Origin of the sequence: Butyrivibrio hungatei DSM 14810 (assembly GCF_900143205.1) — a bacterium.
Taxonomy (GTDB): domain Bacteria; phylum Bacillota; class Clostridia; order Lachnospirales; family Lachnospiraceae; genus Butyrivibrio; species Butyrivibrio hungatei.
In genome coordinates this window covers 202,939-215,269 of the sequence record NZ_FRDH01000003.1, presented here as the reverse complement: position 1 = coordinate 215,269, position 12,331 = coordinate 202,939, and the positions used below count along the sequence as shown (strand labels likewise).

The following is a 12,331-nucleotide window of genomic DNA, read 5'->3' as shown; positions in this document are numbered from 1 at the left end:
TCTAAGAAAATTAATAGATATATTTTACGGAGTAATTTGAGCCGTCGCCAATGAAGGAACGAAGCTCTTTTTCTCCTGTATTGGATGCAAAAGTTGGATCCATAAGTGACCATTTGGCACCATCAAATTCTATCATACCATTGACCCAGCCAATATCCTTGATATAAGTACTGATCCACGCGTGATACGCGGTTCCTGCATAACCGACCTCCATTCTGGTAGGAATCTGCTGGCTTCTTAGCATACTGCTCATAAGTACAGCGTAATCAAGGCAGATGCCTTTTTTGGTGGATAGAACTTCATCTATGTCAGGAATATAGCCACTTTGAACTGTTTCAGCTTCTTCGTAGTCATAGTTGATATTTTCAATGAGGTAATTATATATCGAAGACACCACCTCAAGATCGTTGTTACAGCTGTAGCTTAGTTCAGCACCTTTAGCGATGGCCTGATCATCTTTACTAAAATCAACATACTGATTTGGGTAAAGGAACGGAAGGTTGGCATCTCTTAATGTAACATCTAGGGGCTTTGTAAACACCATGGAATACTGTGTGCCACTTATGTTTTCAAAAACATTTATGATATATTCGCCGTCACCTGACTGAAGCGGAAAAACTTCGTCTTTTGGCTCTGATGTCGAAAGATTATAGGTATAGGTGGTTTCATTTGGACCTGTGATCTGGAGCTTAACCTTAGGGCTGGATCCGATATATCTTACCATTACATAACCTTCAGCTGAATTGGATGCGTCAAGTACTGCAAATTCGTTTTCATAAATGACAGTTCCTGAAGCCTTTGGAACAAGACATACTGGCGTATTGTCTCTTGTTCCTTTGACAGGCTCTGCTTCTTCTGATGGAAGAGTGCTTGCAGTGGAAGATGACCTTGGAGTTTCAGCTTCTTCGGAACATCCCGCTAGTATGGAAGATATGATAAGGCTTCCAATGACAGGTATTAAGATTTTTTTATTAAGAAAGAATCTGTGGAATTTCATGTATTCTCCTGTAGCCAAGAGATATGACGTCTGTGATCTTGTCCATGTGCTCAAGACTATTAAGGACTTTTGAATAGGAGACTTCTATAGGAGCTCCTACATTTAGTTCATTGTAACCATGGATTCTCTTGGTCAGATCCATAAGAAACATATCTATCTTTGTATTGTCGCAGTCTTCCAAAAGAACTATGAACTCATTTCCGCCATTTCGGCCGATATAACCATATTCGTTACCGACATCTTCTAGTATGCTGCTAAATTCAGCTATCAGATTATTGCCTTCTTTGTGACTACTGCCAGAATTTATATCTTTTAAATTATTGAGCTGCATCAGAATAAAACCTAGGCTTGGAAGTTTGTCTGATTCAGAATATTCCTGGATCAGAAGGTCACAGCTATATCTGTTTGGAAGACCTGTGAGCTTGTCCAAAAATGCCAGGGTTGAGAGCCTTTTTTCTATTGATGCAGTTCTTTTGAGAATATAGATATCAAGAAAAATGCTGGCGATGACAATAAGAATGCGAAGTCCTACGACTGTATAGTAAGGCGCCAGGAATTCACGATTGGCGTTATAGGTATCTATGTTTTTAAAGAAAAAAAATGCCAAAACAAAATTCAGAAAAAGTATAAGGAATAAAGTTAATATTTTGTAAGTGAAGATGGCTTTATATATATGAGCTCTTTTCTTTTTATCATAGAATTCAGACTTCATCCGATATCCTCCAATACATATATATCAATATTCTACTATAATTTTTATTTTGTATAAAGTTTGACCAAATAAAAATGGTATCAGAGTTTGTGAGCAATAGGTTTTCTTTTATCGAAAGTGTAATACTCAGTGAATCCGCAGGCCTTTGCAATCTCTACTGCTTCTTCGAATTTGACGCCAACCTTTTCTGGATTGTGAGCATCTGCGCCAAAAGTAATGATGCGGCCGCCCAGCTCATGGTAGCGCTTGAGTGCATCAGGACATGGGTTGGTACTGAAGTTATCTCCGTAGCTAAGGGCTTTGGAATTAAAATCTAGGCCTTTATCATGTTCGATAAGATAAAGGAGTATCTCGTCGATCTGTTCTTTGAACCTTTGATAACTGTATGTGGTGTCGCCTTCTGGAACATATCTTGATAGATAATCAAGGTGACCAAGAACATCAAAATCATTGAAGAACTTTATATTTTCTAATGTGAGTTCAAAATATCTTTTGAAATTATTTTCTACAGAGTCAGTATCCCAGAAACCGCCGTAAAATGGATCTCTTTTGTCTATTAGGTGAACAGAGGCTATTACAAAATCAAAGTCTCCATCTTTGACAAAATCCAAGTTCTTTTGGGCAATATGTGGCTGCATTCCAACTTCAACTCCAAAGTTTATCTTTATCTGATCCTTATATTTTTCTTTATATAAAAGGTATTCATCGTGATAAGCTTTGTAATCAAGGTCGAAGGTTCCAAGTGGAAGATCTTCGAATTCTGGGTAATCGTAGTCGAGATGCTCTGTGAAACATATTTCTTTTAATCCTCTTTGAATTGAGCTTTCTATCATATCTTTCATAGGAGCATCAGAGTCTCCTGAATTGTGTGTGTGCATGTGATAATCTGCTGGTAACATAGTCTAAGCCTTTCTTTATAAAGCAGTCAGCAAGTAACATTTAATATTATAGCTTTTTTATTTATATTAATGAACTTGGATAGTTAAAAAGATTTTTCACAATCTTACTTGATTTATGCTGTAAAGTTTATTAGAATTGTAAGTGCTGATAAAAAATTATCAATTTGAAATGATAAGTAACAGCAACAAAAAATATATATAATTCATTTTAGGAGGAACTTAAAATGGCAGTAAAAGTAGCAATCAATGGTTTTGGCCGTATTGGTCGTCTTGCATTCAGACAGATGTTTGAGCACGAGGGAACAGAGATCGTAGCAATCAACGATCTTACAGATCCTAAGATGCTTGCTCACCTTCTTAAGTATGATTCATCACAGGGCAAGTACAAGTACGCTGATAAGGTTTCATTCAGCGATCACTCAATCACAGTAAATGGTAAAGAGATCGAGATCTACAAGGAGGCTGATGCTAATAACCTTCCTTGGGGTAAGATCGGTGTAGACGTAGTTCTTGAGTGTACAGGTTTCTACACATCAAAGGATAAGGCTCAGGCACACATCAACGCTGGTGCAAAGAAGGTTGTTATTTCTGCTCCTGCAGGAAATGATCTTCCTACTATCGTATATAACGTTAACCACGAGACACTTACAGCAGATGACAACATCATCTCAGCTGCATCTTGCACAACAAACTGCCTTGCACCTATGGCAAAGGCTCTTAACGACTACGCTCCAATCCAGTCTGGTATCATGGCAACAATCCATGCTTACACAGGTGATCAGATGATCCTTGACGGACCACAGAGAAAGGGCGACCTTAGAAGAGCACGTGCAGGCGCTGTTAACATCGTTCCTAACTCAACAGGTGCTGCAAAGGCTATCGGTCTTGTTATCCCAGAACTTAACGGCAAGCTCATCGGAGCTGCTCAGAGAGTTCCTGTACCTACAGGTTCAACAACACTTCTCTTCGCAGTTGTTAAGTCAGCTACAGAAGTAACAAAGGATTCTATCAACGCAGCTATGAAGAAGGCTTCAGATCCTGAGACATTCGGTTACAACGAGGATGAGATCGTATCTTCAGATATCGTTGGAATGACATATGGTTCACTCTTCGATGCTACACAGACAATGGTTACAAAGATCGGTGATGACCTTTACGAAGTTCAGGTTGTTTCATGGTATGACAACGAGAACTCATACACATCACAGATGGTTCGTACAATCAAGTACTTCGAGAAGTTCGTTAAGTAAGAATCCGCTGAGGTTCTTTCGAAGCGATGATTCGAACTTGGTTCTGTCGAGCATCGTAAGATGCGAGAGCAGAACTACCTTGTGAATCCAACTTAAAGAGATCTTATTTAAGAGGTCCGGTCCAAGTGGGCCGGACCTTTTTTAAACAGATAAGGAGAAAAATTATGTCATTAAACAAAAAATCAGTAGATGATATTAACGTAAAGGGCCGTCGTGTTCTTGTTCGTTGCGATTTCAATGTACCTCTTAAGAATGGTGAGATCACAGACGAGACTAGAATTGTTGCAGCTCTTCCTACAATCAATAAGCTTATCAAAGATGGTGGAAAGGTTATCCTTTGCTCACACCTTGGTAAGGTAAAGAATGGCCCTAACGAGGGCGAGTCACTTGCTCCAGTAGCAAAGAGACTTTCAGAGAAGCTTGGCAAGGAAGTTAAGTTCGTAGCTGACTACAACGTAACTGGTGCTGATGCTACAGCTGCTGTTGCAGCTATGAAAGAGGGAGATGTAGTTCTTCTTCAGAATACACGTTTCAGAGGCAAGGAAGAGACTAAGCCTGAAGAGGCTGGTGAGGCTTTTGCAAAGGAGCTTGCTGATCTTGCTGATGATTATGTATGCGACGCTTTTGGTTCAGCTCACAGAGCACACGCTTCTGTAGCTGGTGTTACAAAGTTCATCACAGAAAAGGGCGGAAGCAATGTAGTTGGTTACCTTATGCAGAAGGAGATCGACTTCCTTGGAAACGCTGTTGAGAATCCAGTTAGACCTTTCGTAGCTATCCTTGGTGGTGCTAAGGTTGCTGATAAGCTCAACGTTATCAATACTCTTCTTGAGAAGTGCGATACTCTTATCATCGGTGGTGGTATGGCTTACACATTCCTTAAGGCTAAGGGATACGAAGTTGGTAAGTCACTCCTTGATGAGACAAAGGTTGATTATTGTAAGGAAATGATGGAGAAGGCTGACAAGCTCGGCAAGAAGCTTCTTCTTCCTGTTGATGCTGTATGTATCGATGAGTTCCCTAACCCTATCGACAATCCTTCAATCAACACAACAGTTGTTGATGCTGATAAGATTCCTGCTGACAAAGAGGGTGCTGATATCGGACCTAAGACAATCGCTCTTTACTCAGAGGCAGTTAAGTCTGCTAAGACAGTAGTATGGAACGGACCTATGGGCGTATTCGAGAACCCAGTTCTTGCAACAGGTACAAAGGAAGTTGCTAAGGCACTTTCAGAGACATCTGCTACAACAATTATCGGTGGTGGTGATAGTGCTGCAGCTGTTAACCAGCTTGGCTATGCTGACAAGATGAGCCACATCTCAACAGGTGGTGGAGCATCTCTTGAGTTCCTTGAGGGCAAGAAGCTTCCTGGTGTATATGCTGCAGACAATAAAGACTGAACACTTAGCGAGGTTTTATCGAGCTTAGTGTGAAACTTGTTCTGGCGAGCACCGAAGGTGCGAGAGCAGAACCTCATTATTACAATTTGGAGGAACTTTATATATGTCTAGAAGACGTATTATTGCGGGCAACTGGAAAATGAACAAGACTCCTAGCGAGGCAGTTGCATTATGCGCAGAGCTTAAAGATTTAGTAAAGAATGATGCTGTAGACGTAGTTTACTGCGTACCAGCAATCGATATCGTACCTGTAGTAGAGGCTGTTAAGGGCACAAACGTACATGTTGGTGCTGAGAACTTCTACATCGTAGACAATGGTGCATTCACAGGTGAGATTTCAGCTCCTATGCTCAAGGATGCTGGAGTAGAGTATGTTATCATTGGACATTCTGAGAGAAGAGATATCTTCGGCGAGAACGATATCCTTATCAACCAGAAGGTTAAGAAGGCATTCGCTTCAGGTCTTACACCAATCCTTTGCTGTGGTGAGTCACTTGCGCTTCGTAAGGCTGACACATACAAGGAGTGGATTGAGAGACAGATCACTTGGGATCTTGATGGCGTAACAGCAGATCAGGTTAAGAAGCTTGTTATCGCTTACGAGCCAATCTGGGCTATCGGAACAGGTGAGACAGCTACAGCTGATCAGGCTGAGGAAGTTTGCGGACTTATCCGTGCACTTATCGCTAAGCTTTATGATCAGGCAACAGCTGATGAAGTTCGTATCCAGTACGGCGGATCAATGAACGCTGGTAATGCTGCAGAGCTTCTTTCAAAGCCTAACATCGATGGTGGACTTATTGGTGGAGCAAGCCTTAAGCCTGACTTCGGTAAGATTGTTAATGCATAATATTTTCAATTATTGATATTTTTTGACCCGGGAAGTTTTAAGTTCAATCCTAAAACTTTCCGGGTTTTTTATGTTCATGATCTGAAACATTGGATGTTAACCTGAATTTCCTATCACATATGAAAATAAAGTTGAAAATGCAAGAAAAAGTGAAGAAAGTAAAAGGAATTGAATTGGGCATTTTGCTAGAATCAAAGTGAGTTATCAGCTATTTTAAAAGACTAGGAGAGAAGGCATGCAGGAACTTAAGAGTTTTAACGATGGTTGGAAGTTTCACTTTGGAGATATAGATACTATCAGAAATAGATGGGGATGGGCTAAATCAGGATCTTTTAACCAGGGACCTGAGAGTAAAGCATATGATGATTCAGGCTGGAAGGATGTTACACTTCCTCACGACTTTGTGTTTGAAACAAAGGTCTATGATTATTCTGAAAAAGAATTTGGAAAAGATAATACGATACCTGCTATGGAGGATGTAAATAATGCCCATACTACAGCGGGATCTTTTGATAAAAATGTTGGATGGTATAGAAAGCATTTCTTTATCCCTGAGGAATATGAGGGAAAGAAGATATACCTTATCTTTGATGGCATCTATAGAGATTCCTGGATATATTTAAATGAATTTTTTGTTGAGCATGAGCCAAGCGGTTATTCAAGGATTACTCTTGATATTACTGATGTAGCTGCCTATGGTGAGGAGAATGTTATATCTATTAAGTGCGATGCAAGAGAGGCTGAAGGATGGTTTTATGAAGGTGGCGGAATCTATAGAGATGCGTATCTAAAGGTTGTAGAAGAAAAACATATAGAGGATGCGTTTATTCATGGAACTCCGGTGGAAAATGACGGAGTACACATGAATTTTTCTTGCAGATTATGTAACCTTGAGGGATATGATCAGAAATATCTTAATCTTGAGATTTGCGAAAAGAGAACTGGTAAGGTTGTTAAGAAGATCGATTATGATCTTGAGGAAATAATATCAGAACCAATAGATAAGTATGAAGAGACTGATGAAAAGCTGATCTTTGAGCTTGGAGATGGTGACTTGAGATTAGTAACGTCTTTTGAATTTGAAGAAGATGAAGTAAAAATGTGGTCGCTTGATGATACTAATCTATATGAGCTTATCATTACTCTTATTGACGGAGACGAGATCTGCAATGTTGATAAGAAGACCTTTGGTATCAGGAATATTGAATTTGATAATAATAAAGGATTTCTTTTAAATGGTGAGCAGGTCAAGATAAAGGGAGTTTGCTGTCATCAGAATCATGGCGGACTTGGAAGTGCTGTTCCAAAAGAGGTTATGCGTTATCGCATCAAGAAACTCAAAGAAATGGGAGCCAATGGTTATAGAGGAGCACATTATCCTTTGACAGAGGATTTTCTTTCTATATGCGATGAAGAGGGGATGGTTGTAATGCTTGAGACAAGAGTTTTATCAAGCGCATCAAAAGACCTCTCGGAGCTTGAAAGAATGGTGAAGATAGCCCGTAATCACCCAAGCGTTATCATGTATTCTATCGGAAACGAAGAAGCTCAGACCCAGACAACAAGTCAGGGAGCAAGGATTGCCAGGATAATGAAGAAATTCATAAAACATCTTGATCCATATACACCTGTTACCATGGCTCTTTTGATGCTGGACATGAAGACTAATACTCAGATAGAGGATTATAAGCTGCTTGAAGGAATATTTAAAGAACTTGATGTGGCAGGTTTTAATTATCACAGTGACCTCTATGAGAAATTTCATAGGGAATATCCGGATATACCATTTATATGTACAGAGCAGGGCACATTTAAGTCGACAAGAGGTTGCTATAAAACTGATGCACAAAAGTGTCATCTTGCTATCAACGAGAAAAGAGACTGGTACATGTTTGGAGCAGAAAGGTGGCGCCATTGCAAACCTGAATGGATAAGTGGACTCTTTATATGGACAGGATTTGATTATTATGGAGAACCGACTCCATTTGCCTGGCCAGCTATCAGTAGCCAGTTTGGGGCTATGGATCTTTGTGGAAATCCAAAGGACTTTTATTATTTCTATAAGTCATGGTGGAGTAAAGATGAAGTGATCCATGCTTATCCTGATATGAATGGGGAGACCGGAGTTCCTACTGACTATTATGTTTTTTCCAATGCGGAAGAAGTTGAGCTTATCCTAAATGGAAAGAGCTACGGAAAAAAAGCTATGAAAGATGGAGATTATCTTATTTGGGAAAATATCCTTTCTGAGCATGGGAAGATGGAAGTGGTTGGCTATAGGAATGGAAAAGAGGTATCTAGAGAGGTTAATGAAACGGCGGATAAAAAGTCTGCAAGGCTTGAAGTAACAGAGGATTACAGAGAAGGAAATATTGTGATCCGTAAGATAGCTCTTTTAGATAAAAATAGAAATCCAGTGCCAAATGCAGATGTTAGATTCGATATTCCTAAGGAATGGGGAGAACTTCTTGGAGCGTCGAATGGTAACCCTTCTGATCATACGCCTGGCAAAGCGGGATATGTTAATACCTTCCATGGATTAGCTCAGGTGATAACGAGAAAATAAAAAAATCAAGCCCTTGAATTGTCAGACAATTCAAGGGTTTTTGTTATGAGAATACCATAATATGTTACATTGGATGTTACAAAAAGGAAATTAATTAAAAATATATAAGTTCAAAATAATGTTATAAATTAGTTTTGAAGATGATAAAATTAATGATATAAAGTATTTTACAATACTTGCAAAGCTAAAAGAGCGCATGAATACTGAGGATTTAGAACATAGCCGCAAATAAAAATAGGATGCTTAAAATGTTAAGTAAAAGTTTACAAATATATTCAGAAAAAATTGGTTAAAATACAGAATATCACCAAATTTTCTGATAATAGCACTTTTTGATAAATATGGAGCATTTTTTGAGAAGTACGTTTTGGGAGGTAATGCTAGTATGTACTTGCTTGAGTAATCTTAAACGTTTAAGTATCAGAAAAGAAACTAAACACTAAATTCACAAGGAGGTTTGTATGAAAAGAAGATTAGCTGCTTTGTTAAGCGGAGTTCTGCTTTCTAGTGCTGTCATCATTGGGTTTGATTCAACGGCTGTAACTACTTTTGCAGCTCCAAAGAAGAATCCTTACGGAATTGCACAGGCTGAAATAAACTTTGGAATGTCCGGAGTAGAAGCTAAAACAGAAGGAGACGTGCAGTATCTTTCAAGCTTCGAGCAGGATGATTATATTTTAATTAAAGATGTTGATTTTTCAAAGGGAGTAGATAAGTTCTATATTAACGGAAGAACAGGTGGAGCAGCCCTTGTTGATGTACGAATTGATTCAGTTGACGGTGAGTCACTTGGTCTTGTTAGATTAGGAAACACAAAGGGGGCTTTCAAGGAGTTTAATTCAGGAAATATTAAGGAAGTTTCAGGAAAACATGACCTTTACTTTGTTGGTAAGCTTGGTAACATTGATTTTGATTATTGGAGAGCAACTCCTTTAGAGTCAACAGAGACTCCTGAACAGCCAGTACAGCCTGAACAGCCAGCTTCATATAATCCATATGAGACATTACAGGCTGAGAATGGTATTCTAACAAATGCTGAGACAGCTAAGGAAGGTGATACAACATATGTTGCAGGCATCGCTCCTGGCAAGGTCGTTCAGTTCAATAATGTTGAATTTGATGGTGTAGATAAAATCACAGTAACATATAGATCAAATGGACCAGCTGCATTAGAAATCAGAGATGGCAAATTGAATGGTCCAACTGTTGCAACTGTTATGCTTAATGGTACAGATGGACAGTTTGTAACAAAGGAATTTACAGTTAAGAATGAAGTTAAAGGTACTAAGAACCTTTACATCTTCTCTAAGAAGGGTACATTCGATCTTGATTCCTTTAGCTTTAGCAAGAAACAGGGAGAGCAGCCAGAACAGCCAACACAGCCAGAACTTCCTTCATCATATAATCCATATGAGACAGTACAGGCTGAGAACGGAGCTGTTGCAAATGCAGAAGCTAAGACAGAAGGCGATGTAACATACGTTGCAGGTATCAAGAAGGGAAGCTCAATAACATACAAGAACGTTGAGTTTGATGGTGTTGATACATTCACACTTACATACAAAGCAAATGGTATGTCAGTTGTAGAAGTTAAGGAGAATGGCGTAGCTGGTAAGGTTATCGCATCCTTCAAACTTGCAGATACAAAGGGCCAGTTTGTAACTAAGGACTTCAAGGTAAAAGAGAGCGTTTCTGGTGCAAAGACAATCGTATTCTTTGGCGAGAAGGGCGAAGTAGATATCGATTCCTGGAAGGCAAACAAGGCTTCAGAGCAGCCAGAGCAGCCAGAACAGCCAACACAGCCAGAAACACCTGCTTCATACAATCCATATGAGACAGTAGAGGCTGAGACAGGTACACTTGCAAATGTAGAAGCTAAGACAGAAGGCAATGTAACATACGTTGCAGGTATCAAGAAGGGCAACCTTGTTGGATTCAAGAATGTTCAGTTCGATGGTGTTGATACAATCACAGTAACATACAGAACTAATGGTCCTGCATGGCTTGATGTTAAGGAAGGTGGAGTAGCTGGTAAGACACTTACAACACTTAGACTTTCAAACACAAATGGTCAGTTCGTAACAAAAGACTTCAAGGTAACTACTGAGATCACAGGCGCTAAGGATATCACATTCCAGGCTCAGGTTGGTGAAGTAGATCTTGATTCTTGGAAGGTTAACAAGGCTACAACTCCAGAGCAGCCAGAACAGCCAGAGCAACCAGAACAGCCAACACAGCCAGAAATTCCTTCATCATATAATCCATATGATGCAGTAGAGGCTGAGACAGGTGCACTTTCAAATGTAGAGACTAAGACAGAAGGCAATGTAACATATGTTGCAGGTATTAAGTCAGGCAATCACGTAACCTTCAGCAATGTACAGTTTGACGGTGCAGATAAATTCGTTATCACATACAGATCAAGTGCTGCTGCATGGCTTGAGGTTAAAGAAGGTGGAGTAGACGGTAATACTGTTGCAACACTTAGGCTTACAGGCACAAACGGACAGTTTGTAACTAAGGAGTTTACTGTAGCTGACCTTAAGGGCGCTAAGGATATCACTATCACAGGTAGAGTTGGTGAAGTTGATCTTGATTCTTGGAAGGTAACTAAGCCAGAACAGCCAGAACAGCCAGAACAGCCAGAACAGCCAGAGCAGCCAGAGCAGCCGGAGCAGCCAGAACAGCCAGAGCAGCCAGAGCAGCCATCAGCTTCAGGTGCTACTTTCGAGTATGCAATCAACAGCTGGGGAACAGGTTATGTTGTAAACTTTGCAGTAGTTAACAAGACGGGCGAGAACGTCGATGGATGGAAGGTTAAGATCAGCAAGAAGGATGTTAAGATCGATTCAAGCTGGTGCGTAAACGTAGCAGAAGAAGGCGATTACTATGTAATTACTCCTCTTGATTGGAACTACAGAATCTATCCAAACAGCTCAGCTCAGTTTGGTATCATTGGTTCAGGTTCAATCGGTGATTCAATCGAGTACATCCTTGAGTGATGATATGCTAAATTTGTCTGATCTCTAGATGGATGAGTAAACAAAAGGATATAACTGTCATATGGCAGTTATATCCTTTTTCTGTTATACTTAGACAGTTGCAAAAGGGCTTAGCTCTTTTGGGAGGTACATTATGAAAAAAAACAACATAATCCTGATTGGAATGCCTGCTTCGGGGAAAAGTACAGTAGGCGTAATTTTAGCCAAGATACTTGGTTATAATTTTGTGGACGCCGATATTGTTATTCAGGAAAAAGATGGCCGCAAGCTTTCTGAGATAATCGCACAAGAAGGAATAGATGGCTTTATTGATATTGAAAATAAGATAAATACAGGAATTGAAGTTGAAAAGAGCGTAATTGCTACAGGTGGAAGTGTGGTCTATGGAAGCGAAGCCATGGAGCATTACAAGAATCTTGGAACCGTTGTTTATCTTAAGGTTTCAATGGATGAACTTACAAAGCGTCTTAAGGATGTCAAGCAGCGCGGAGTAGTCATGAAAGAAGGACAATCTCTTATTTCCTTGTACAATGAACGAAGCGGTTTATATGAAAAATATGCAGATATCACTGTAGATGAGAAAAATAGTACTATGGAAGAGGTTGTAGCGGAGCTTCTGAGTGTACTCAAATAAGGAATATGGTATAATTTA

Annotated in this window: 9 protein-coding genes; 6 read left to right on the top strand and 3 right to left on the bottom strand. The window is 39.7% G+C overall.

The window, feature by feature from the left end; genetic code table 11:
* Window positions 1-10: 10 nt before the first annotated feature.
* The 3 genes from BUA02_RS01015 to BUA02_RS01005 all read right to left on the bottom strand — a co-directional run bounded on the left by BUA02_RS01015 (window position 11) and on the right by BUA02_RS01005 (window position 2,608).
* A complete protein-coding gene (locus tag BUA02_RS01015) occupies window positions 11-997 on the bottom strand; it encodes a transglutaminase-like domain-containing protein (protein WP_072700269.1) in 987 nt (328 codons plus the stop codon).
* Window positions 972-1,709, bottom strand: a complete 738-nt coding sequence (locus BUA02_RS01010) for a GGDEF domain-containing protein (protein WP_072700267.1) — start codon at window positions 1,707-1,709, stop codon at window positions 972-974. Before BUA02_RS01010 ends, BUA02_RS01015 begins: the two co-directional genes overlap by 26 nt.
* Before the next feature lie 80 nt (window positions 1,710-1,789).
* Entirely contained in the window at window positions 1,790-2,608 is an 819-nt protein-coding gene (locus BUA02_RS01005) for a histidinol-phosphatase HisJ family protein (protein WP_072700265.1), read from the bottom strand.
* Between the two features lie 224 nt (window positions 2,609-2,832).
* Between BUA02_RS01005 and gap the strand changes: the two genes are divergently transcribed.
* The 6 genes from gap to BUA02_RS00975 all read left to right on the top strand — a co-directional run bounded on the left by gap (window position 2,833) and on the right by BUA02_RS00975 (window position 12,313).
* Window positions 2,833-3,858, top strand: a complete 1,026-nt coding sequence (gene gap / locus BUA02_RS01000; RefSeq protein WP_026652051.1) for a type I glyceraldehyde-3-phosphate dehydrogenase — start codon at window positions 2,833-2,835, stop codon at window positions 3,856-3,858.
* 164 nt (window positions 3,859-4,022) lie between these two features.
* A complete protein-coding gene (locus BUA02_RS00995) occupies window positions 4,023-5,261 on the top strand; it encodes a phosphoglycerate kinase (protein ID WP_072700263.1) in 1,239 nt (412 codons plus the stop codon).
* A 103-nt stretch (window positions 5,262-5,364) separates the two neighbouring features.
* On the top strand, window positions 5,365-6,111 hold the full coding sequence (gene tpiA / locus BUA02_RS00990) for a triose-phosphate isomerase (protein ID WP_071176541.1): 747 nt from the start codon (window positions 5,365-5,367) through the stop codon (window positions 6,109-6,111).
* 235 nt (window positions 6,112-6,346) lie between these two features.
* Window positions 6,347-8,677 carry a glycoside hydrolase family 2 TIM barrel-domain containing protein gene (locus tag BUA02_RS00985; protein WP_072700261.1) on the top strand — a complete coding sequence of 777 codons (2,331 nt, stop codon included), beginning with the start codon at window positions 6,347-6,349 and terminating at the stop codon, window positions 8,675-8,677.
* A 461-nt stretch (window positions 8,678-9,138) separates the two neighbouring features.
* A complete protein-coding gene (locus BUA02_RS00980) occupies window positions 9,139-11,679 on the top strand; it encodes a carbohydrate-binding protein (protein WP_072700258.1) in 2,541 nt (846 codons plus the stop codon).
* Window positions 11,680-11,812: 133 nt separating this feature from the next.
* Window positions 11,813-12,313 carry a shikimate kinase gene (locus BUA02_RS00975; RefSeq protein WP_072700256.1) on the top strand — a complete coding sequence of 167 codons (501 nt, stop codon included), beginning with the start codon at window positions 11,813-11,815 and terminating at the stop codon, window positions 12,311-12,313.
* Window positions 12,314-12,331 lie beyond the last annotated feature (18 nt).